The 22,738-nt window shown below is 48.1% G+C and carries 18 protein-coding genes, 1 tRNA gene and 1 pseudogene; 2 read left to right on the forward strand and 18 right to left on the reverse strand.

From position 1 onward, the window contains the following. Window positions 1–27 precede the first annotated feature (27 nt). The 10 genes and pseudogenes from ABID13_RS01675 to ABID13_RS01720 form a co-directional block, all read right to left on the reverse strand. Window positions 28–1,401, reverse strand: a complete 1,374-nt coding sequence (locus ABID13_RS01675) for a hypothetical protein (protein ID WP_048930571.1) — start codon at window positions 1,399–1,401, stop codon at window positions 28–30. A gap of 162 nt (window positions 1,402–1,563) precedes the next feature. Next, a pseudogene (locus tag ABID13_RS01680) lies at window positions 1,564–1,797 on the reverse strand (DUF4624 family lipoprotein); the annotation flags it as partial. 208 nt (window positions 1,798–2,005) lie between these two features. Further along, window positions 2,006–2,923: a homoserine O-acetyltransferase MetA gene (gene metA, locus ABID13_RS01685; RefSeq protein WP_045093420.1), complete on the reverse strand. Its 918-nt coding sequence runs from the start codon at window positions 2,921–2,923 to the stop codon at window positions 2,006–2,008. Window positions 2,924–3,078: 155 nt separating this feature from the next. Continuing rightward, window positions 3,079–5,031 carry an NAD-dependent DNA ligase LigA gene (ligA, locus tag ABID13_RS01690; protein ID WP_048930570.1) on the reverse strand — a complete coding sequence of 651 codons (1,953 nt, stop codon included), beginning with the start codon at window positions 5,029–5,031 and terminating at the stop codon, window positions 3,079–3,081. A gap of 19 nt (window positions 5,032–5,050) precedes the next feature. Next, on the reverse strand, window positions 5,051–5,848 hold the full coding sequence (locus tag ABID13_RS01695; protein WP_045093421.1) for a pseudouridine synthase: 798 nt from the start codon (window positions 5,846–5,848) through the stop codon (window positions 5,051–5,053). A 26-nt stretch (window positions 5,849–5,874) separates the two neighbouring features. Then, window positions 5,875–6,924 carry a tRNA preQ1(34) S-adenosylmethionine ribosyltransferase-isomerase QueA gene (gene queA, locus ABID13_RS01700; protein ID WP_007863492.1) on the reverse strand — a complete coding sequence of 350 codons (1,050 nt, stop codon included), beginning with the start codon at window positions 6,922–6,924 and terminating at the stop codon, window positions 5,875–5,877. An 18-nt stretch (window positions 6,925–6,942) separates the two neighbouring features. Beyond that, window positions 6,943–7,983: a hypothetical protein gene (locus ABID13_RS01705; protein WP_048930569.1), complete on the reverse strand. Its 1,041-nt coding sequence runs from the start codon at window positions 7,981–7,983 to the stop codon at window positions 6,943–6,945. Between the two features lie 178 nt (window positions 7,984–8,161). Next, window positions 8,162–8,233: transfer RNA gene (locus ABID13_RS01710), tRNA-Arg, on the reverse strand. 34 nt (window positions 8,234–8,267) lie between these two features. Then, window positions 8,268–8,723 carry a threonine/serine exporter family protein gene (locus ABID13_RS01715; RefSeq protein ID WP_045093424.1) on the reverse strand — a complete coding sequence of 152 codons (456 nt, stop codon included), beginning with the start codon at window positions 8,721–8,723 and terminating at the stop codon, window positions 8,268–8,270. Continuing rightward, complete coding sequence (locus tag ABID13_RS01720; RefSeq protein ID WP_007863486.1) at window positions 8,717–9,502, reverse strand: threonine/serine exporter family protein; 786 nt, start codon at window positions 9,500–9,502, stop codon at window positions 8,717–8,719. The genes ABID13_RS01715 and ABID13_RS01720 overlap by 7 nt, the downstream gene beginning before the upstream one ends. 378 nt (window positions 9,503–9,880) lie before the next feature. Here ABID13_RS01720 and ABID13_RS01725 point away from each other — a divergent pair, with 378 nt between their 5' ends. Next, complete coding sequence (locus ABID13_RS01725) at window positions 9,881–10,810, forward strand: DUF5688 family protein (RefSeq protein ID WP_048930568.1); 930 nt, start codon at window positions 9,881–9,883, stop codon at window positions 10,808–10,810. A gap of 24 nt (window positions 10,811–10,834) precedes the next feature. Here the strand turns inward: ABID13_RS01725 and feoB are convergent, their stop codons facing one another. From feoB to ABID13_RS01750, 5 genes are all read right to left on the reverse strand, one after another. Then, complete coding sequence (gene feoB / locus ABID13_RS01730; protein WP_007863481.1) at window positions 10,835–12,934, reverse strand: ferrous iron transport protein B; 2,100 nt, start codon at window positions 12,932–12,934, stop codon at window positions 10,835–10,837. After that, window positions 12,931–13,167, reverse strand: coding sequence for a FeoA family protein (locus tag ABID13_RS01735; protein WP_007863479.1), 237 nt, complete (start codon window positions 13,165–13,167; stop codon window positions 12,931–12,933). Before ABID13_RS01735 ends, feoB begins: the two co-directional genes overlap by 4 nt. Before the next feature lie 172 nt (window positions 13,168–13,339). Next, on the reverse strand, window positions 13,340–15,241 hold the full coding sequence (locus tag ABID13_RS01740; protein ID WP_197092198.1) for a plasmid pRiA4b ORF-3 family protein: 1,902 nt from the start codon (window positions 15,239–15,241) through the stop codon (window positions 13,340–13,342). Between the two features lie 150 nt (window positions 15,242–15,391). Next, window positions 15,392–16,843 (reverse strand): sensor histidine kinase, encoded by a 1,452-nt coding sequence (locus ABID13_RS01745; RefSeq protein WP_048930566.1) that lies wholly within the window; start codon window positions 16,841–16,843, stop codon window positions 15,392–15,394. Continuing rightward, window positions 16,843–17,571: a response regulator transcription factor gene (locus ABID13_RS01750; RefSeq protein ID WP_007863475.1), complete on the reverse strand. Its 729-nt coding sequence runs from the start codon at window positions 17,569–17,571 to the stop codon at window positions 16,843–16,845. The genes ABID13_RS01745 and ABID13_RS01750 overlap by 1 nt, the downstream gene beginning before the upstream one ends. Window positions 17,572–17,763: 192 nt before the next feature. On the opposite strand from ABID13_RS01750, the gene ABID13_RS01755 reads away from it, so the two are divergent. After that, a complete protein-coding gene (locus ABID13_RS01755; RefSeq protein ID WP_007863474.1) occupies window positions 17,764–18,243 on the forward strand; it encodes a hypothetical protein in 480 nt (159 codons plus the stop codon). Between the two features lie 196 nt (window positions 18,244–18,439). Here ABID13_RS01755 and ABID13_RS01760 read toward each other — a convergent pair whose 3' ends face one another. The 3 genes from ABID13_RS01760 to ABID13_RS01770 form a co-directional block, all read right to left on the reverse strand. Continuing rightward, a complete protein-coding gene (locus ABID13_RS01760; RefSeq protein WP_007863473.1) occupies window positions 18,440–19,621 on the reverse strand; it encodes a cell wall-binding repeat-containing protein in 1,182 nt (393 codons plus the stop codon). Window positions 19,622–19,762: 141 nt separating this feature from the next. Continuing rightward, the gene (uvrB, locus tag ABID13_RS01765; protein WP_048930565.1) at window positions 19,763–21,745 is read right to left on the reverse strand and encodes an excinuclease ABC subunit UvrB; all 1,983 of its coding nucleotides are present in this window, start codon (window positions 21,743–21,745) and stop codon (window positions 19,763–19,765) included. A 348-nt stretch (window positions 21,746–22,093) separates the two neighbouring features. Next, window positions 22,094–22,633 (reverse strand): hypothetical protein, encoded by a 540-nt coding sequence (locus ABID13_RS01770; protein ID WP_048930684.1) that lies wholly within the window; start codon window positions 22,631–22,633, stop codon window positions 22,094–22,096. Window positions 22,634–22,738: the final 105 nt, after the last annotated feature.

Consider the following 22,738-nt stretch of genomic DNA (forward strand, 5'->3'; position numbering starts at 1 on the left):
TTCCGTTATAAGTATATCAGGGGATCATCAGATATCCGCTTCCGTTTTCCGGTCCGCATCCATGTTACAGTCCACATTCATATTCCGGTCCATACCCATGTTCCGGTCCGCCCCATGTTCCGGAAATAACAGTTCCAGGGTCTGCTTCAGCCGGCTGCTCATGGGATCTCCTTCGCCTCCGCTGTAGCTGGCCCGAAGCGCGTACAGAACAAGGCAGTCAAAGGCATTTCCCGGATCCAGCCGGTTCATACCGAACCTGTCAAGAAACAGATTCATCAGATGAAGACGTGCTTCCATGCGCTCGCCTCCGTCTTCACTCTCAATCCTCTCAAAATACAGATCATCCATCCCTGATCCCATATCGGAAGTTTCCATTTCCTCTGCTTCAAACTCTTCGGTCAGCAAAAACAGCAGCAGGAGTACCTTGCGGCTCACGTCATTTTCCCTGGATATCATTTTATAAAGGATATCTTCGCTGGGCCAGCTGTCCTTGATCACCTGCTGCAGATAAACATAATCCCGCTCCTGCCTTTTCGCCTGTTTTTTCTCCGATTTACTCTCCGTTCTCACCGGAACATGCATTTGCATAAATTCTTCAACCACTGCCTTGATGGACTGTTTTCTTAAGCCTTCCTCCCTTTCCGCCAATCTGTTCAGAGAAGTCTCGTCAAACTCATCTTTGTGCTTTTTCATAAAGTCAAAGGAATCATCCTCAAACCCCTCATCCGGATCCTGCAGCCGGCCAAGCATTTTCATAAATTCCTCATATGCCGTATTATGAAGGATTCCCAGCATTTTGCCGTGGTCAATGAAAAAGGCGCGGAGTTCTTCCTCTGTCTCCACCCGTTCACTGAACTCATCTTTCATGTATAAGGTATGCACCGCTGTCTGTTCCCGGACTTCCTCCCTTGCTTCAGACTGCTTTGCCAATGCCCTCTCAGCCTCATAAATGGGGATCAACTCCTCCTTTAATCTTTGTGCCTCCTTATAAGTCCTTCCGGTTTTCAGACAGAATGCATAAATCAGTTCCACTGGATTTCGATAGTGAATACCCGTATCCGAGGAACTGGCCAGCAGCCGGTATGCCTGCTGCTCATCAAGGCGCAGTGCAAAACAAATCTGAAATAAACTTTCCCGGCTGGGTTCATTGCATCCCTTGATCCAATTCTTTACATTGCGTGTAACGCTGTCCCGCTTTTTTCCGGTTATTTCCTCCAGTTGGCCAACCAGCACCTTTTGCAGGTCATTGCCGGGATAAACCTTGGTCAATACATCAGAAAATGTTCTGTAAATGGCTCCATGGTCCAGGAAATCGATCACTTCCCGGGGCGACAGATCAAACCGCTGGATTTTTGATTTGTTACACCTTGAAATACGTGTCATATCACTGGCGTTGTCCATAGTTTCTCCTTGGTTATGTTGATCAATAAATTTTTGTGATGAAATGATTGTATCGCATTTCCAGCCTGAAAACTGTATTTTCCCGCTCTGTTCACGCTTAAGTCTGACTATGATTATACTATGTTTGGAATAATATCTCAATATGATCCATATTTTATAATTATTTTGTCTAGCAGGATTATTGCTTATATTTTTCTTTTTCAGATCAGATTTTCTATCCCATGCATTACTCCGCAAGCTCTCGTTTGTTTTGTTACCTTTTATTTCTAAAATATCACTTTCGCCGTCCATAGCCAATAGAACCTCAGCAGTGAGTACTTCTAAATCACCAGATACGCAAAACAGCTTTTCATTGATAAATCGATCTATATCATTATAATCTTCATCTAACTCCACTACAAACTGGAATATTAAAACAGGATGACTGAAACCATTTTCTCAGTCATCCTGCTTTTATTTTTTTGTTTGTGTCAAACAGAGCCTACTGAATTTTGACTTAATAAGACACTCGACCCGAGCCATCACACCGCGAACAGGTTCCCCAGTTGCAGTATAGGCAGTTATCCTTGAACTCTTTCCCAAAAGCTTATGGCAGGTATAGCCTTCACTCCTCCTCATCCAACACATAAGGCGTTGTCTGATACACATAGTAATTCAGCCAGTTTGTATACAATGTATTGGAGGTATTTCTCCATGTCAACGCCGGTACCGAGAAGGGATCATTGTGTTCATAATAATTACAGGGCAGTTCCGGATCCAACCCCTTGTTTAAATCCCTGTGATATTCATTGTTCAGCGTCATCCTGTCATACTCCGGATGGCCCTGGACAAAGACCTGGCTGCCGTCACAGCTCATTACAAGAAAGACTCCCGCCTCCTCTGATTCCGCCAGCACCATGAGCTCAGGATGCTTTAAGATATCACTTTTGCGCACTTCCGTATACCTGGAGTGTGGCGCCAGGAAGTAATCGTTCAGGCTGCGCACCAGGGGCACCTTCCTGTTTAACACCTTGTGATTGTAGATACCGGACAGCTTCCTCTTCATTGGATACTTATGGATCCCATAATGATAATACAGTCCGGCCTGGGCTCCCCAGCAGATATGTATGGTGGATGTCACATGTGTCTTGCTCCACTCCATGATTTTGGAAAGTTCCGGCCAGTAATTAACCTCCTCAAATTCCAGGTTTTCCACAGGCGCCCCGGTGATGATCATGCCATCGTATTTTCGCTTTCTGATATCGTCAAATGTTACGTAAAATTTATTCAGATGGCTGGCCGAGGTATTCTTGGACACGTGGGTGGACAGCATGAGAAAGGTGCAGTCCACCTGCAGGGGCGTATTGGATAATGCCCGCAGAAGCTGTGTCTCGGTATCCTCCTTGATAGGCATCAGGTTCAGGATTAAAATCTCCAAAGGTCTGATGTCCTGCCTCATGGCACGGTCCTCATCCATGATAAATATATTCTCTGATTCCAGAATGGCTCTGGCCGGAAGTTCCTTTTGTACTTTTATTGGCATACTTGTTCTCTCCCTTCAAATGTTGTGTGATCCATTCACAAACAGCACAGATTCGCCGGCAATCCCACAGCCGCTGCATACAGGTTTTTGTCTGAACCATCCACGAGCGTGTTTGAATAATCATTTCCGCCATCCGTATGCCGGCCGAAACTGTGCTACAACATTCGCAGGAACTCCTCCTCGGATATGATGGGAACCCCAAGTTCCTTTGCCTTTTTATTCTTTGATGAATTGGAGGCCGCATCATTATTGATCAGATACGTGGTCTTGGCAGTGACAGAGCCTGTGGCTTTGCCGCCCTTGCTCTCGATCACTTCCTGCAGCTCCTTGCGGTTTGCAAAATGTTCCACCGATCCGGTGATCACAAAGGTCATTCCCTCAAAAACAGCCTCGCCTGTCTCCGCCTGCTCCAACTCAATGGTAAGTTCTTTTAGCAGGTGATCCACCGACTGGTTATTTTTCTCCGATGAAAAGTAATCCATCCATGCTTGGGCCAGCACGCCTCCGATCCCGTCCACAGCCACCAGCTCCTCAGCCTGGGCATGGCGCATTTTCTCAAAATCAAACTTAAACTCCCTGCAAAGCATCTTGGCATTGGCAAGCCCGATCCCGGCAATTCCCAGACCATAAACCAGCCTTGGCAGGGTAGTATTGGACGCCGTCTGTATGGATGCCATCAGATTGTCATATGATTTCTGCCCAAAACCGTCCATCTCCACGATCGTGTCCCTGTACTGGTCCAGATGGAAAATGTCGGCATACTCATGGATAAAACCTGCCCCGATAAATTTCTCCAGGGTCGCCTCTGAAAGTCCGTCAATATTAAGGGCATCGCGGCTTACAAATAATGTAAAACTCTTTATCTTCTTAGCCTGGCAGTCAGGATTGATACAGTACAGGCTTTTCACGTCATTGATCTGTTTGATCTGGGTTTCTCCGCCGCATACGGGACATTCCCCAGGTATATCTTTTACCCCGCTGCGGGTCAGATTGTCTGCGATCTGGGGAATGATCATATTCGCCTTATAAACAGTTATGGTATCGCCCACTCCCAGTTCCAGCCCCTCCATAATGCTCAGATTATGGACACTGGCCCTGCTCACCGTGGTTCCCTCCAACTCCACCGGATCAAACACTGCCACCGGATTGATCAGCCCTGTCCTGGAAGCGCTCCACTCAATGTAGTCCAGCCGTGTCTCCCGGATCTCGTCCTGCCACTTAAACGCAATGGAATTGCGCGGAAACTTCGCAGTCCTTCCCAGGGATTCCCCGTAAGCAATATCATCATAGGTAAGCACCAGACCATCGGAAGGAATGTCATTGCCCTCCACCGCGTCCGCAAATTCCTTCACCGCCTCAGGCAGGCTCTCTGCGGTTACTTCCGTAAATGCCACAACCTCAAATCCCTGTTCCCTCAGCCATTCAAACTGTCTCCTCCTGGAGTTGTCAAAATCCACCCCCTCCGCCCTCACAAGGGCAAATGCCTCGAAATGCACGTTCCGCTCAGCCGTGATCTGGCTGTTGAGCTGGCGCACGGAGCCGCTGCACAGATTCCTGGGATTCTTGTATTTTGCATCCACGTCCTCGATTTCCTCATTGATCCTGCGAAAATCCGAATAAGTGATCACAGCCTCTCCCCGTAGTACCAGCTGTCCCTCATAGGAAATACTCAACGGAATATTGGAGAATACCTTTGCATTGGCAGTGATCACTTCCCCAATCTCTCCATTTCCCCTTGTAACCGCCTTCTGAAGGCTTCCCCCTTCATAGGTCAGCACAATGGTCAGACCATCCATCTTCCAGGACAGCAGGCCCTTCTGGGTTCCCAGCCATGCCTGCAGATCCTCCACGCTCTTTGTCTTATCCAGCGAAAGCATGGGAGAATCATGAGTTTCCTTGGGAAGCTCACTTAACACCTCATACCCTACCTTCTGGGTAGGGCTTCCTGACATGATGATTCCTGTCTCCTGTTCCAGAGAACTCAGCTCATCATAAAGCTTGTCATACTCAAAATTGCTCATGATCTCCCTGCTCTCCTGATAGTAGGCTTTTCCCGCCTGCCTCAGGATGGAAACCAATTCTTTCATTCTCTGAATTCTGTCTTCCATTCTGTTCTCCTGATTTAGATTACTGTCCGCCATGTCTGACCGGCAAACTGGTGGAATCCTTTAAAAGACGGGTCAGTTCCCGGTATTCCTCCGGTGTCACCTTCCTGCTTTCCCCTGTTTTAAGGTTCCCCAGACAAAGGTTCATGATCCGCACCCGGACCAGCTGTTTTACATGATATCCGCAGGCTTCGCACATGCGGCGTATCTGCCTGTTAAGTCCCTGGGTCAGTACAATGGAAAATGTCTTTTCCCCCACTTTGTGAAGCCTGCAGGGCCGGGTCCCCACATCCAGTTCCTTCAGATACACGCCCTTTGCCATCTGATCCATGAACTCCGCTGTCACTGCATGATCCACGGTGACAATATACTCCTTTTCATGAGCATTGCCGCTGCGCATGATTTTATTCACCAGATCCCCCTGATTTGTCATAAGAAGCAGACCCTCCGACTCCTTATCCAGCCTTCCCACCGGATAGATCCGTTCCGGATACTTCAGGTATTCCACTATATTTTCAGCCCTGTCCTTGGATGAGGTAGTGCACACGATCCCCCGCGGCTTGTTTACTGCCAGCAAAATAGGCTCCGGCCTTCCCGATGTCTCCCAAGACACAGGGATTCCATTACAGACCACCGTCTGCCCCGGTGACACCTTCTGCCCCATAACTGCCGGACAGCCGTCCACCAGCACCCTGCCTTCCTGAATCAGACGGTCCGCTTCCCGCCGGGAGCATACCCCCATCTGACTGAGCCATTTATTCAGACGCTCGTCCTTAACCGATTCGTCTTTCACTGATTCTTTCTTAACCGCTTCTCTCATAACGATCTCTCTCATATCCTCTACAGCTACTGGTTCCCCGTTTTTGGATCAGATGCAATGAACATAGCATCCCCAAATGAGAAAAACCGGTAGCGTTCCTTCACAGCCTCCTGGTAGGCATTGAGGATGTGCTCCCTCCCCGCCAGTGCACTCACCAGCATGACCAGGGTGGACTCGGGCAGGTGGAAATTAGTGATCAGCGCATCCAACACCTTAAACCGGTATCCCGGATAGATGAAGATCTCCGTCCATCCTGTCTTTGCCTCCAGAATCCCCTCCTGGGTGGAAGCTGATTCCACTGTCCTGCAGCTTGTGGTTCCCACACAGATGACCCGGCCGCCGGCTGCCTTAGTGTCATTGACCTTCCTGGCCTCAGATTCCTCCACCACATAAAATTCCGAATGCATATGGTGGTCCAGCACATTCTCCACCTTTACCGGGCGGAAAGTACCAAGACCCACATGAAGCGTCACATGGGCGATCTTCACTCCCATGTCTTCTATCTGTTTTAAAAGCTCCTTTGTAAAATGGAGCCCTGCCGTAGGTGCTGCTGCCGATCCCTCATGCTTTGCATACACGGTCTGATACCGGTTCTTGTCCTGAAGCTGATGGGTGATATAAGGAGGAAGCGGCATCTGACCCAGTTGATCCAGGATCTCCTCAAAGATCCCCTTGTAGCTGAACCGGATCAGCCGGTTTCCGTCATCCACGGTATCGATGACAGTGCCGGTCAGAAGCCCCTCTCCAAAATCAATCACAGTACCTGGCTTGGCCTTTTTTCCGGGCCTGACCAGGGTTTCCCATATATCATTCTCCCTGCGCTTTAACAGCAGTATCTCAATCTTTGCACCGGTGTCCTTCTTTGTTCCGAATAATCTGGCCGGTATCACCTTGGTATCATTAATCACCAGACAATCCCCCGGTCTTAAATACTCCACAATATCCCTGAATACCCTGTGCCGGATCTCTCCTGTATCCTTGTCAAGCACCAGAAGCCTGGAGGATGACCTGTCCTCCAGAGGATCCTGGGCGATCAGTTCTTCCGGTAAATCAAAATAAAAATCCTTAACATCCATGTCTTTCTTCCTCCAGCATCACTCTATCTTCACATTGGAACCGCCAGTGGTCCCTTCGGCCGGTTCCTGTCCGCTGGAAGCAGTCTGTCCCTCTAAGCCTTGTCCCTGGGATCCGTTTTCCCCTGCTGGGGAACCGCTCTCAGGCGAGACGGCCGAATCATCCTGGCTTCCCTCATTCCGGCTGTCATCGGCCTGGGTGCCATCATTGCCGGATTCATCACTTCCGCCATCCTCCAGGGATACAAAACTGTCCTGTCCATCCTCCTCGGAGTTTGAAACAACCGCACCGTTTCTCAGATCCTTATAAATTCCCGCCAGCAGGGTATCGGACTCAATAGCCTGCCTCAGGCGCTCATTAACCTGGTTGGATAACAGTCTCACGTCCTCGGACTGGTTCTGCTTTGCCACATAATCGGCCTCGTCACCTACCACATTTTCACGGATGATATAATTGCCGCTGTCATCCTTCAGCACATAACACCACATCAGGCCGGGTGCCAGGGTATCCACTCTTCTGAACTTCACCTCGTAGGTCACATAGACCACATAGGATTCCTCTGTCAGACCTGGCTTTGTATAGCACACGATATCCTGATAATCTTCAATGTACACGGCTTCATTCTTCAGCTCATCCTTGCGCGCATTTAAGCTCTCATCCGTTGCCTTTCCAAATAGCTGGAACAGCTTTTCAGCGTCCTGGTCCACCTTTGCCTGGAAATACTCGCTGATGATCAGGTTCACCTGTGGAATCTCGTCCTTCTGAAGCTCATAATCCGAAAAATCCGTTGTATACTGACTGTTGTCCGGTGCAACCGCATCCTGGCTCTGTTCTTCCTGCCCCTGGTCTTTCTGCCCCTGGCTGTCCTGGGAGCTGTGGCCGGCATCCGCTGAAGTCTCGGTTCCCGGGGCAGCAGTCTGCTTGTCCGATGGCTTTTTGTCCATCACCACAATAATGATGACCAGCACGATCACGATCAAAAGAGGGATTGCCGCCATACGAATGTATTTTATCTTGTCATCAGCAGATCTCCTGCTGGTCCGTCTTCTGTTCTGTCCCATATTATAAGTCCTCCGCTCTAATACCACTTCCATGGAATTTGATTCATTCAACTACTTCGTTTTATTCTAACAAAAACCACGGCAAAATGCAATGTTACCATCCTTTAAGAATTAATTAAAACACCGCAAAGGCAAGGTCTCCCCTACACTCTGCGGTATCAAAAAATGCAATCAAAAATGCGTCTGAGAGGAATCGAACCTCCGCACGCGGCTCCGGAGGCCACTGCTCTATCCACTGAGCTACAGACGCATCCCCATAATAATACTATATTTTCCCAAAAACTTCAAGCCCTATTTTTATCTTTGTTCTTTATCATCTTAAACATGGAGTCCATAAGGAACACAGCCATTGCAATGGCGCCTGCGATCTGCATGGTTTCGATCAGGTAATAGGTGGACTGTTCCCGGCTGCTGCGGATGATATTGTATACACAGTTATAAATAGAGGTTCCCGGAACCAGGGGCAGGATTCCCGGGATCAGGAAAACAGACACAGGCGCTCTGAGTATCCTGGCCAGGATATGCCCCAGCAATGCAACAGACAGGCCGGACAAAAATGCGGCAAAGATCAGGGATCCCGTTTCCTCTCTGATCAAAAGATACACCAGCCAGCAGACACCCCCTGTCACACCGGACCAGCCCAGATATTTCTTTGGCAGGTCTAATACGATCCCGAAACTGAGCACTGCCATAAACGATCCGGCCACCTGCACAGCTTCAGCTACATGACTTCCTACCATATGCCTCCACCTCCTGCCAGCTGATGGAATAATGCCATACTGGCACCCACTCCGGCTGCCACTGCAAGTGCTGTCACAATGGCCTCCAGCATCCTGGCTGCCCCGGAAGAATAATCCCCGTTCAGGGTGTCCCTCACCGCCGTGGTAAAAATAACCCCGGGCAGCAGCGGCATGATGGCGCTGATAATAACAATATCCGTATTACTCCCGGGAAAAAGCCACCGGTTCATCACCAAGGCACTGAGGCCCAATGAAAATGCTCCCAGCACATTGGTACAAAAGTCATTAAGCATGATACGGGATGCCACATATACCACCAGACCCAGTACGCCTCCAGTAACAGCGGCAGCTCCGCAGTCCACAGGGCTTCCCCCCAGCACAATACCGAAGAAAAAGGCAATGAACATATAGTTCAGGGCTTTCAGCCACTTCTTATACTGGGAGCCGGCCTGTATCCGTTCCAGTTCTTCATATGCCTCGGCGGGCGCCATTTCCCCTCCACACAGCTTCCTGGACACCTGGTTGACCAGATAGATCCTGCCCAGATTGGTGGAACGGTCCTCCACCCTGCGCACCAGGGTGATCGGTTCCCCGTCCCCGCTGTCCAGGCTTACGAAAATACCTGTGCTAAATACCATAGACTGCGCTTTCCTGCCGGGACAGCTGCTTAGGATATATTGGATCGTACCCTCGATTCTGGCTATCTCAGCCCCGCTTACAAGCATGATTTCCCCGGCCAGCACCGCAGTCCTTGCCAGGAGATGATCTTCATTTCCCATGTTTTCACCTGTGTATTTTAATCTTACTTATACTCACATATTTCGCCAATTTTGAGTATAACAGCCATGCCGGTTTTCGTCAACAATCAGAAACGGATTCACCGCCTCCCTGAGAATATAAAGAATTCATAAAATCCCCCTCCTTGCCATTGACAAAATGGGAAACATGGATTAAGCTAGGTTCAATTCTTAATTATTCTATCCATGATCCATCTTTTTCATCCTGTAGATTCTAAGGCTGCATATTTCTCAGCATTGATCCCAGGCCACCCTTATGGTCCGCATTCTTCATGATCCGCATTCTTCATGGTCCGCATTCTCCATGATATGTAACTGTATCACAGTTATCATAAATATTATAAAAAAGGGGGTAGTTTCGTGATATACGAAGCATTTCTCAACAAAGTAACCAAGCAGATGACACAGGAACTGGGGGAGGGCTATGGCCTGACACTGCGCAAGGTCCCCAAGAACAACGGACAGATCCTGGACGGACTGTGCATCACCCATGGGGATGACCATGTGGCTCCGGCCATGTATCTGAATCCCTGCTATGATCAGTATCTGGCAGGACGGCCCATGGAGGATATTGTGGCAGAGCTCATTACATTGTATCAGAAGAACCACACGCCGCCCGACCTGGACTACGCCAGGCTGGCACGCTACAGGGATATGAAACCCCATATTGCCTGTAAACTGATCCATGCCGTTTCCAACCAATCCCTTTTAGAGGAGATCCCTCATATCTTGTGGCTGGATCTGGCCATTATCTTTTACCTGTGTATCCATGAGGATGACAGCGGCCTGATGACCGCCGTGATCCATAACAATCACCTGGATGTATGGGATATTTCCCTGGAGGAATTAAAGGAGACGGCACTTGCCAACACCCCATCCCTGTTTCCCCCTGTGATAACCAGCATGTCACAGATGATCGAAGACTTGAGCCGGGCCGTGGCAGAGGAGGAATCCGCATGTCTTCCCTCCTCTGACCAATCCGCGCCATTCTTTGTATTGAGCAATACATCCGGAATCAATGGCGCCGCATGTATCCTGTACCCGGATGTAATAAAAAACTTCGCAGAAATAATGGAAAAAGATATTATCATCCTTCCATCCAGCATCCACGAAGTTCTTCTGCTCCCTGATGAGGGAGACATTTCCTGCGATGAGATGAGCAGGCTTGTGACCCACATCAATCAAACCGAGGTTCCCAAAGAGGACCGTCTCTCCAATCAGGTATATCTCTATTCACGTATCCATCAGACCCTTACCCTGGCGTCCGGCTGTATGATACCGATCTGCTGATCCCATCTTACATGCGCTCCCTGCCTATCCAAACAGCAGGCTTCCCACCTGGAATACCAGTACGGCTCCGGCCCATGCGACCGCCAGCTGAAAGAAAACCATGCCAATGGTCCATTTCCAGGAACCGGTCTCCTTTTTGATCGTTGCCACTGCAGCGATACAAGGAGAATACAGCAGGCAGAATATCATCAATGCATAGGCATTTACCCCGCCGAAACCGGCCACAGACAGGCTGGAGGACAGCTGGGACATACCTGCCGCAGAGTTAATATTGTTAATGCCAAAAAGGACACTGAAACTGGATACCACCACCTCTTTGGCTGAAATACCCGAAATAAGGGCAACCGCCACCTGCCACATCCCCAATCCTGCCGGGCGCAGCACCGGGACCAAAACATGACCGATAATGGCAGCAAAGCTGTCTGATACATCGGATACAAAGCCTGCCGGTCCCAGGTTGAGAACAAACCAGAGTACAATGGAAGCAATAAATATAGTGGTTCCGGCCTTACTTAAGTAGTCCTTTACCTTGTCCCATACATAGATGGCCACGGTTCTGCTGTTGGGGGTCTTGTACTCAGGCAGCTCGATCAGCAGGGCATTCTGCGAGCTGTCGTGCTTCTCATGCATATGGGCCACAAATGCCACGAAAATCGCCATGCACAGGCCTATGATATACAGGGAATATGCCACAAACAGGGCCTTATCCGGGAAAAACATATCAGCAAACAGCACATAGATGGGGAGGCGTGCGGAACAGGACATAAAGGGTGTGATCAAAATCGTCCTGCGCCTGTCCTTCACACTTTCCAGAGCCCTTGTAGCCATTACAGCCGGCACCGTACACCCGAACCCCAGCAGCATGGGCAGGAATGCCTTGCCTGAAAGTCCCACCATGCCCATTGTCTCATTCATCACATAAGCAACCCTGGCCATATATCCGCTGTCCTCCAAAAAGGCCAATGCCAGGAAAAGGATGAAAATATTGGGCAGAAAGGTGAGGATTCCTCCCACGCCTGCAATGATCCCATCCACGATCAGGGAAGTGATCCACTGGGCCGCATGGATATTGGTGAGAAATGCAAGGGACGCCCGGGATAACACGTCCAGCCCGGTCTCAAAGTATCCTTTGAGGAAATCTCCCACCGTAAAAGTCAGGAAAAATACCAGCGCCATAATCCCCAGGAACACCGGGATCCCCCACACCGGGTGGGTCATGATACGGTCTGCCTTGTCCGTGGTAGCTGCCTTTACATCCTTATTAAAAAGGCATTCCTGGATCACTTCTTCTATGTAATCGTACTTTTCATTGATGATCTGCTTTTCATAGTTCTTTGTAAGGATCTGCTCCATCTTTTCCAGAGGATGGTCGCTTATGACCACCTCATCAAACTCCAGGAACTTAATAGCATGCCAGCGCATATTGTCCATTTCACCGTATGTTTCATACAGCGCTTCCTCGATCCGGGCAATCTTCTCCTCCACCTCGGGGCTGTAGCGGATAACCACTCCCTGAGGTCCTTCCTCATAATGATGGACCACTGCATGCATCAGGACATCCAATCCTGTGCGCTTCCTTGCAGAAACCGGGACCACCGGAATTCCGCCAAGCATTTCCGGAAGGCGGTGCATGTCAATCTCCATGCCCCTCTCCTCCACGATATCCATCATGTTGAGAGCCAGGATGACCGGCTTCTTAAGTTCGATAAGCTGCATGGTAAGGTACAGGTTGCGTTCCAGGGAGGAGGCGTCCACCACATTAATGATAACATCCACTTCCCCGTCCTCGATACATTTTCTGGTCACCTTTTCCTCTATGGTGTAGGAGGTAAGGCTGTAAATACCTGGAAGGTCGATCACTTTGATGGGGCGTCCCTTGTAACTAGTCTCCCCTTCCACACGCTCCACGGTAACGCCGGGCCAATTGGCCACTTTGAGCTTGGCTCCTGTAAATGCATTAAATAAGGTGGTCTTCCCACAGTTGGGATTCCCCACAAATCCCACTGTAATGGGACGCTTGCTCCTCTCATGCTTTTTAGCCCCCGGCTTTCTCCCGTCAGGTTCCTTTCCAAGGATCACACTTCCATACGAATCGCTTCCCGATGCTCTGCCCTGACCGTTCATGACGCATGCTCCTCCCTGACAGTTATCCCTTCCGACAGGCGGCGGCCCAATGCCAGCCTGGTCCCTCTAACTTTGATGATAACGCTTCCGCTTCCCTTTTTATTCAATATATTCACAGGCGTGCCTTCATTGACCCCCAGGGCCTCCAGCCTCCTGGTAATGCTTTCATCCACCTGAACACCGGCCACCACATACCGGCCGCCAACCTCACACTCATTTAATCTCTTTTGCATTCCGACTTGTATCCTCCTGTAAAATCCTTCAAACCATATTCATTGTATGCTTAATAAGAAAAATTGTCAACAAGAAGAGTTTGTCACAACAAACTCTTTTTTAACAATGGGATGAAATGAGATAAAAATACAAAAAGACACAGAGAAATCTCTCCATGCCTTTATGGTAATATCAACGGTTTTTTCCGCAGCAGTTCTTATATTTCTTACCGCTTCCACAGGGACAGGGATCGTTTGGATATACCTTCTTTGCCTTCTCCCCCTGTCGCTGTGAAAGGCGGATGATATTGTCCTTTTTTATCCCGGATCCTAATGCTCCCTTATCAACCAGCTCCAGGGGCGTATATCCCCGGTTCATCAGCATGCGGGTATTGTTCCACAGTTCGCCGATGGCCTGGACCAGCTGCTCCATCTGCGCCTGACCGTTACATATAATATCATTTTCCACCAGGATATTTAAAATCTCCCGCATCTGGCAGCCGTCTGTGATCTCATGCTGAACCATCATCCCTGCATACTCCGCGGTCTCCTGATCCAGTTTCATTTTCTTTACCAGAAATGCAATAAAATTCTTCAGGAACCGGTCATTGGGCAGATACCCGGTCCGGGCCAGGTCACGGATCTCATCTCCTGTGGGTATATAAAACTCCTTATCTCCCTGTGCCATAAGAAGTCCTCTGTCATTGGGATAAAGGAGCTTGTTATAAAACATATCCTTCTTATATACAAACTCCATAAAGCAATCCGGTACCTGTTCCGCCATCCGGACCAATTCCTCGCAGCTGACAGAATCCCCGCTGGCAGCGGCAAAATACCGGGTCATGATCTTTGCCGGCAGGATCCCGCAAAGAACGGCTGCCGCATCAAAGCAGTCCACCAGGGCACTGAATCGTCTTCTTTTTTGCTCAAATTCTTCTGACTTTATGGATTGGTAAAGATTCTTCACATCTTCAGGAATCACAATCCGGTCATCTTCCCTGACACCTATATAACAAGACTCATAAAGTCTCTCCAGCAATTCTGCCTCATCCTCATCACCGATCCCGCCATTTTTAATAATCTGCTCAAAGCGATTCAGCTCATCCGTTCCAATGCAGACAAAATACCGTATGGCCTCCTCAGCTTTCAGCATCTCCGCTGACAATGCGGTGATCAGCCGTTCCTTCCCATACTTTGAAAACTGATCCATGCCTTTGAGCTCTGCAATCTCCACCAGATCCTTTCTGGTGAAATCAGCAAATATATCTTTTAAGTAGACAGCCTGTGGGATCTCATCTTTCAAATACTGTTGAAATGCCTCCCTGTCATTCTCTAAACTAATGTCATACCTGTTGATATTTTTTCTTATAAGCTCTGCCATCATTTGTATGGAATCCTCCATCCTGTGACGGTCCGAACGGAGAGGAATGTTCTTATTCCGGTCTGATTTTGTTGCTTTCAGTCCAAATTCTCCATTCAAAAAATCCTCGTAAATCTCTCTGCCCGTGCGCCTGTCCCCTTTTCCCCAGATAAGGAAACAATCACTTTCAAGAATCTCATTCACCCCAAGCATATCATACGCTTCCTGATATCCCTGACACTCTGCCCATTCGCATCTCTCGTCATGCTCGGGATGGCCTTTATCAGCCATAATTTCAAGGCACTGGTAATATCCCTCGATCCCCCCACAGTCTTCCATGGGACACGCCCCTTTATATTTGATCACCTGAGGATAGTTAAAGGGATAATCCGCAATGATCTTCTCAATCGTCACCCGGTGTCTCCAGTAATCTCCCAGGTCATATATATAGGTAAACCAGTCATTTTCCTCCATATACTTGCGGATATAAGTGGTATTGGCTTCCCCGTAATCATATCTTCCGCCCTTGAAATACTCAAAATCTTCCACATTCTCCATAATGCATAATTCCAGATGATAAAACTCAAACTGGGACAAATGATACCCGGTCCATCCCATTACCTTATTTAAGATCACCCCCAATTGGGAAAATGTAATACCTGAGGGGACAATACACCGTCTCCAGATCGGCGGTTTGGAGCCATTGATCACAATTTTCAACTGATATGCCTTCATCTTTTTTCCTTTCTCCATCGTACCTTCACTGCACCATTGGCTGCAATGCTTTTCGTTATATAAAACCTGATGCTAGAATTATATCATTGATATGTAAAAAGGGATAGATGCCATTTTAACACCTATCCCTCCACCGGCTCACCCACCGGTTTATTTCCCTATACAATGGGCAGGATCGGGAGTGCCGGCGGGCAGAACCAATCTGTAATAAGCCCCGTTCTCCGGCGGTTTACGGTTGCCGATTTCCACTCGCCCCCCCAGATACTCCATTCCGGTGCGCACCACAGAGAGCCCTATTCCAAATTCTCCTCCCTTGCCCTGGTAGAACCGCTCAAACACATGGGGAATATCCTCCATACTAAATCCCATTCCATCATCCTCAACCAGTATGACCGCCTGCTCCCCATCCGTTTCACAGCGGACCAAAACTTCACTTTTCCCATAGCGGATGCAGTTGGAAAGGACGTTTTGTACGATCCGCCCTAAAAGTTCAGGATCCGCCCACACATAAACATCCCGCTCTCCCGGTTCCATCCGCAGCTTACTCCCTCCCGCGATCCCTAGAAGGGCGTCCATTCGTTCTTCCAAAAATTCTTCCAGATCTATCTCTGTCATATGCATCTTTAGTTCATTGTTATCCATCTTCGTAAGTGTGAGGATACTCTCCACCAGATTCATCATGCGCATGCTCTCTGATAAGATGACTCCGGCGGCTTTTTTGTGGTCCTTCATCACATCACACTGGATGCCCTGGGCATATCCGATTATGGACGACAGCGGCGTTCTGAGATCATGGGATACATTTTGAAAAAAACGCTCTTTTTGTTTTTCACTTTCCCTGATCTTTAATTCCATCCGGTTGCATGCCTGTTTCAGCGTCTCCAGTTCCCGAACCGAATAAACATCTTCGATCTGCGCAGACTTCCCGTCTCCGATTGCCTTAGCCTGTCCGCATAACTGTTCCAAGGGCCGTGCAATACTGCCTGCCACCATCCATATCATACCGGCAGCAACAAAGACAGCCGCAATTGCTATAAATGCCAAAAGCTTTCCCGTATAGTTCCATAACAGCGCCACATCCGGTATCCTCGCTGCTGCAATAAAATATTTTGCCCTGACATTATTCTCTGCCTCTGCCTGAAAAAGACGGATGCTCCAATTTTCACCGCCCGCTTCTATATTCGTTCCAGCCGTCCGATCCAGCTGTCCGCTTTCGATCAGTTCAACACAAGCTGAAGTAAATCGGTCAAAGCCAGCCGTTTCATCCTGATCATCCGGGTAAATCTTCTTTAATTTTGAATTAAAGACCAAAAGCCTGCCGCCTGTCTCACCTGATTTTACACTCTGCTTAACCTGCTTTAATAGTTCTTTGGAATATGCTCTGTCTTCCTCAGGCGTTCTGTCCTCCGGTGCAGGTGCATCCCGGTAAATTTCCCCGGCCAGTCCCTCCACGATCTTTATGACCCGTTCCGCATCCCGTTCTGCCGTGACATTTACATACCATTGGGATGTGGAAGAAAAAATAAACCAGGCTGAGCCGGTCAGCAGAAGGATCACCAGCAGAACCAGATAAAATATACGCGTATGTATTCTGTTTCCCATTAAGATTGCTGCCTTTCCCAAACCGGCTGTTGTGTAAGGCGGTATCCATATCCCCAGACCGTCTCCACCATTGCAGATACATGCTTCTGTTTAAGCTTCTTTCGGAGACGTTTTACCAGGTCGTCCGGCATCCGCATTTCATCCTGGATTCCCTTGCATCCCCAAATCTGCTCCAGCAATTCCTTTTTAGAAACAGCCGCTTCCTTTCTCTCGATCAGATACAAAAGAAACTCAAACTCCGTAGGCGTAACCGTAAACGCCTCATCGCCCGCATACACTTTTCGTTCCTTTCTGTATATCCTTAGGTTACCGCACTCATACTCATCCTGGACCGGTCTGTCGCTCCCGGACTGTTCCCCGGACAGTTCTGACCTGCGAAACAATGCCTTTACACGGGCAATCAATTCCAGGGGCAGAAATGGTTTGGAAATATAATCATCACTTCCCATGGTAATCCCCGTAACCCGGTCCATGGGGCTGTCCTTTGCCGATACGATCATGATCGGCACCCTGCTTTCTTTGCGGAATGAAGTACATAAACTGAGGCCGTCCTCTCCGGGCATCATCACATCCAGAATGATCATGTCCGGCATCTTTTCACGGACCGCCTTACGTATACTATAGCCATCCCCAAAGACCTCCACTGCATATCCCTCATTCTCAAGAAATGTTTTCATCATCATTCGTATGTTCTGTTCATCATCCGCTATATAAATCAGTTTCTGCATCCTGCTCTCCTCTGTTATTTTTTTCCAAATCGAAATATATGTCTATCATCATAACATTTTATCAGAAAATCGTAAACGGCTGCCACATATTTGCCACAAACATGCACTGTTAACCACCAAACTGAAACAGGTATAATAACCTCGTGATCAGCATTCACACGACTAAAACAAACCAGAAAGGAAGTATTTATTATGAAAAAAAATATTAAAATTTTATGTACCGCAGCTGTCATGGGCTGTCTCACGGCCTTTCCCTCATGGGCTGCAGAGACAAAAGCCGAATACAAGGAAGAGATTGCCCCGGTCCGGGCGGAGTTAAAAGCCCTGGAATCAGAAATGAAACCTATACGCGAAGAAAACAAGGCTTCTGCTGCCCGTTATAAATCGGTACGCCTTTCTAAAAAGGAAACCGGCTCTCTAAGTGTCAGCAAGGAAACATGGAAAAAAGCAAAGGAACTTCACAGTCAGATCACGGCGATCCGCAAAGATATGGGCAAATCCACCGGCAAAGACTTAAGACAGCAGATAAAAACCGCTGTTAAGGAGAAAAATTTCCATACGGCCATCCAAAGCATGGACCAGCTCCTGGAACTGAAAAAATCAAGACAGGATCCCATCAATGAGATCCATCAGATCTGGCAGCAGATCGATACACTACTTCAGCAGGGTTAATACCCGGAACTGGGATAACGGGTGCAACCGGAAAAACAGCTGTAGCAGGGATAGTTGCTGCAGCAGGGATCTCATTTTATTTAAAATGCGATAGATGGTATTTCAGCCATCTACCGCATTTTTCAGCAAACTTTTATTTTACAAAAATTCTACAAACTTCAATTTTGCAAACGATCAATAGCCACATTTAAACCGATTACTGCACCCATGCTCCTGAACTGTCCACATATCTGCCGTCCGGTGTCCACGTACCGGCGTACATCACACCATTGCTACCCAGGTAATACCACTTGCCGTTTACAGCCTGCCAGCCCGTTGTCATTGCGCCTGATGCGTCCAGATAATACCACTGGTTATTCATCTTTAACCAGCCTGTCTGCATAGCACCGCTGCTGTTCAGATAATACCATCTTCCATTGACAGCCTGCCAGCCCGTCTGCATCTCACCGCTGCCATTCATATAATACCACTGTCCGTTCACAGCCTGCCAGCCCGTTGTCATGACGCCATCCCCGTTCAGATAATACCAGGTCCCGTCCAGCCGCTGCCAGCCGGTCACCCGATAGCCTGAATTGTTAAAATAGTACCATGCACCGTCAATCTGGCGCCATGAGGAGGACGGATATCCGCCTGTGTCATAGGAGTACCACCATCCCTTCTGGTCCTGTACCCAGCGGCCGCTTCCTCCATAGGTTCCCAGTTCATCCTCATCCACATAGAAGGAATGGGAATCCTCGGACCACTCTCCTGTTTTGCTGTTATACTTTGAAATTGCTCTTACCCTAAAGGTGTAGTCCCCTTCCCGGTTAAAATAGCCGGCAAAGTTATAGGATGTCCCTGTGGTGCTGACCGTGGTCACTGTCTTGTCATCCCGCAGCAGTTTTACATCATAGCTTTTAGCTCCCTCTATCTCATCCCACACAGCAATGGTATCTTCCCAGTCCAGGTTTGATGCCCCTTCCAGCTTTCCGCCAATGCGCTTCAGCTCTGCATAAACTTCAATGTAGTCCCCGCTGTCATATATCTTGGCTTTCTTAAATTCCGCATTACATCCCGAAAGCTGAAAATGGCTTTTGGATGTGTAGGAAAAACGGTAGCCATCCTTAGCAGACAGTTCAATCTTTACCTCAGGCACATCGCCCACTGTCCAGGTATCCTGGTCCTCTGAATTCGTATACTCCGCTGATTCCACATAAAACTCGCTGCTTCCCGCTTTTACAGTGATATCGCCGATATCATCACCGCTTGCAGGCGCCTTATCATAAGAAAATGTAAGTTTTACCTTATCAATCTTAGTATCTGCTGCCCAAGACGTGATACCGGTACTAATAGCCATCACGGCTGCCAAAATCAGGCATAATCCTTTCTGTTTTCTCATAAACCTTCCTCCTTGCCTACAATTATATAAATTTTGTTTTAATTGCCTATCTTTATTATAGTAAATCAATCCATTTTGTACAATTTAATAATCCTTAAGAGAATATTACATTTTTAAGACCAGGGGGAGATAGGTTACAAATTATTCCATGTCTAATAGTATTTTCTTGATATCCATCATTCGGTCGCGAAGTCTTGCAGCCTCCTCAAAGTTAAGTTCAACCGCGGCCTGACGCATCTTCTTTTCCAGTTCTTTCACCAGCTTGTTAAGCTCCTTCACATCCATGGATTCCGGATCCTTCTTAAACCGGGCATCCTTTTCCTCCACTGCCTTGGATATTGCGATCAGGTCTCGGACCGCTTTTTTGATGGTTGTTGGAGTGATCCCATGTTCCTCATTATACGTTTGCTGGATCTGCCGCCGGCGTTCCGTCTCCTCAATAGCCACACGCATAGAGTCCGTTATCTTATCCGCATACATGATAACATGGCCCTCTGAATTTCTGGCAGCACGTCCCACGGTCTGGATCAGTGAAGTTTCAGAGCGGAGGAATCCCTCTTTGTCCGCATCCAGGATCGCCACCAGGGTGATCTCCGGTATATCCAGTCCTTCCCTCAAAAGGTTAATGCCCACCAGCACGTCAAACACATCCAACCGCATGTCTCTGATGATCTCAGCCCGCTCCAGGGTGTCAATGTCTGAATGGAGATACTTTACGCGGATTCCCACTTCCCGCATGTAATCCGTCAGATCCTCGGCCATTCTCTTAGTCAGGGTGGTGATCAACACCTTGTGATGATTGGCTACTTCCCTGTTTACCTCTGAGATCAGGTCATCGATCTGTCCTTCCACAGGGCGGACGCTGATTTCCGGATCCAACAGGCCTGTGGGCCTGATGATCTGTTCCACACGCATCAACTCATGTTCCTTTTCATAGACAGAGGGAGTTGCTGACACAAACATCATCTGGCTGATCTTATCCTCAAATTCCCCAAAGCTTAGCGGACGGTTGTCCAATGCGGAAGGCAGACGGAAACCATAGTTTACCAGGGTGGATTTCCTGGACCGGTCGCCTGCATACATTCCCCTGACCTGTGGAAGGGTGATATGGGACTCATCCACAATGATGAGGAAGTCATCCGGAAAATAATCGATCAGCGTACAGGGCGGTTCTCCGGGAAGCCCTCCTGTCAGATGCCTGGAGTAATTCTCAATACCGGAACAAAAACCAGTCTCCCGCATCATCTCCACGTCAAAATTCGTGCGTTCCGAGATTCTCTGCGCTTCCAGCAGCTTATCTTCACTCTTAAAAAACGCAACCTGCTCCTTAAGTTCGGCCAGGATATTCTCAGTGGCCTCCATCATCTTTTCCTTCGGGACCACGTAATGGGAAGCAGGAAAGATAGCGATATGACCCAGCTGAGATTTTATCTCGCCAGTTAGCGTGTCAATCTCCGCAATCCGGTCCACCTCGTCCCCAAAAAACTCAATCCTGTATGCCTCACTGTCAGAATATGCCGGAAAAACCTCAAGCACATCCCCGCGGACCCGGAAGGTGCCGCGCTTAAAATCCATATCATTGCGGTCATACTGGATATCGATCAGTTTGTGGATGATCTCATCCCTGTCCTTTACCATGCCGGGTCTTAGGGATATTACCATCTCCTTGTAGTCAATGGGACTGCCCAGACCATAGATACAGGACACGGATGCCACAATGATCACATCCTCCCTCTCAGAAAGCGCAGCCGTGGCTGAGTGGCGCAGCTTATCAATCTCATCATTGATGGAGGAGTCCTTTTCTATATAGGTGTCTGTGGAAGGGACGTAAGCCTCCGGCTGGTAGTAGTCGTAGTAGGAGACAAAATACTCCACCGCGTTCTCCGGGAAATATTCCTTGAACTCGCTGTAGAGCTGCGCGGCAAGGGTTTTGTTGTGGGCAATGATGAGGGTCGGCTTCTGGATTTGCTGGATGACATTTGCCATGGTGAAGGTCTTGCCAGAGCCCGTAACCCCTAGTAAAGTCTGGAATTGGTTGCCTTCCTGGAAGCCTTTTACAAGGGCTTCAATCGCCTGCGGCTGGTCGCCGGTGGGCTGGTATTCTGAGTGTAATTTGAACTCCATTTTCGCTTTTTCCTTCCTTGGTGACCACTTAAAAAGTTCGCCTATTAGGCAGAAATTCGTAAAGGAAAGCCTTTTTATCCTGCCTGATAATCGAACTATTGCTATTTTACGAATGATGGTCGCCAAAACGCTATTTTCTTGACACCGCAACACCAGATAAAACCTGGTGGAATTAGTAATACCAAAGGTCACCAAAATTATAACATAGCGGAAGAAAAAAGTATAGGCGCAAATGTGAACATTTGTTCTTTTTCTTGCGCCTGTTTGATTATGATATTTCAAGCAACTTCAAGTTAAAGCTAATCTTTGCCTGCCAGCAATATGAAAATAGTCCTTCGCTGGAATAGATCACCGCTTTTCATTTTCGGAGATTCTCCCGCGTTTTTTGTTTCCGGTCTGTACACCTCGTGTACACTCATACTCACGCAGCATTCTCATCAACTCCAGTGCACTACGAAATGAAATATAGTTTCCTTTGCTGCATTTACCTTTTATACGCCCCTGCATACTGGAGAACTGCCGTTGATGAATTTCAATTACCAATGTTTCATATGCGCTTGTACCTAAGGCCATAAATCGATTCATATTTTGAATCTTTGTACAATATTTCAGAGGAGTATGCTCTCTGTCCAGTTCCCGCTTCACATATGCTTCTTTCATGTAGGCGTTCAAAAATCTTGGCTCTGTTGTTGCCATTGGCCGATGCAATCTCGCACATAATATATCAATCTTCAGTACCAAGTCCAGTATGCCGGTAAATTCTACTGGTTCCTTTAAATAAAAATTTATAATATTCCCACTTAGTTCTCCCTGCTTGTTTTTAATGCAAATAAGAAACACACTCATACGATCCGTGTTTGCCAGTGCAACGAACTCGCTTTCTTCCATATATGTCACCTTATCTCTCATATTTCCTTCATTGATAATGGCTTTATCCGCCTTGCCGCATATTATAACTCTGCCCCATAATGCCATTAGGCACTATAGGGCAGA

The organism is Enterocloster citroniae, assembly GCF_040545455.1.
GTDB lineage: Bacteria > Bacillota > Clostridia > Lachnospirales > Lachnospiraceae > Enterocloster > Enterocloster citroniae.

Coding starts and splice junctions, on each gene's coding strand:
- ABID13_RS01675 (WP_048930571.1), bottom strand. CDS start 1,401: ATGGACAACGCCAGTGATATGACACGTATTTCAAGGTGTAACAAATCA.
- metA (WP_045093420.1), bottom strand. CDS start 2,923: ATGCCAATAAAAGTACAAAAGGAACTTCCGGCCAGAGCCATTCTGGAA.
- ligA (WP_048930570.1), bottom strand. CDS start 5,031: ATGGAAGACAGAATTCAGAGAATGAAAGAATTGGTTTCCATCCTGAGG.
- ABID13_RS01695 (WP_045093421.1), bottom strand. CDS start 5,848: ATGAGAGAAGCGGTTAAGAAAGAATCAGTGAAAGACGAATCGGTTAAG.
- queA (WP_007863492.1), bottom strand. CDS start 6,924: ATGGATGTTAAGGATTTTTATTTTGATTTACCGGAAGAACTGATCGCC.
- ABID13_RS01705 (WP_048930569.1), bottom strand. CDS start 7,983: ATGGGACAGAACAGAAGACGGACCAGCAGGAGATCTGCTGATGACAAG.
- ABID13_RS01715 (WP_045093424.1), bottom strand. CDS start 8,723: ATGGTAGGAAGTCATGTAGCTGAAGCTGTGCAGGTGGCCGGATCGTTT.
- ABID13_RS01720 (WP_007863486.1), bottom strand. CDS start 9,502: ATGGGAAATGAAGATCATCTCCTGGCAAGGACTGCGGTGCTGGCCGGG.
- feoB (WP_007863481.1), bottom strand. CDS start 12,934: ATGAACGGTCAGGGCAGAGCATCGGGAAGCGATTCGTATGGAAGTGTG.
- ABID13_RS01735 (WP_007863479.1), bottom strand. CDS start 13,167: ATGCAAAAGAGATTAAATGAGTGTGAGGTTGGCGGCCGGTATGTGGTG.
- ABID13_RS01740 (WP_197092198.1), bottom strand. CDS start 15,241: ATGAAGGCATATCAGTTGAAAATTGTGATCAATGGCTCCAAACCGCCG.
- ABID13_RS01745 (WP_048930566.1), bottom strand. CDS start 16,843: ATGGGAAACAGAATACATACGCGTATATTTTATCTGGTTCTGCTGGTG.
- ABID13_RS01750 (WP_007863475.1), bottom strand. CDS start 17,571: ATGCAGAAACTGATTTATATAGCGGATGATGAACAGAACATACGAATG.
- ABID13_RS01755 (WP_007863474.1), top strand. CDS start 17,764: ATGAAAAAAAATATTAAAATTTTATGTACCGCAGCTGTCATGGGCTGT.
- ABID13_RS01760 (WP_007863473.1), bottom strand. CDS start 19,621: ATGAGAAAACAGAAAGGATTATGCCTGATTTTGGCAGCCGTGATGGCT.
- uvrB (WP_048930565.1), bottom strand. CDS start 21,745: ATGGAGTTCAAATTACACTCAGAATACCAGCCCACCGGCGACCAGCCG.
- ABID13_RS01770 (WP_048930684.1), bottom strand. CDS start 22,633: ATGGAAGAAAGCGAGTTCGTTGCACTGGCAAACACGGATCGTATGAGT.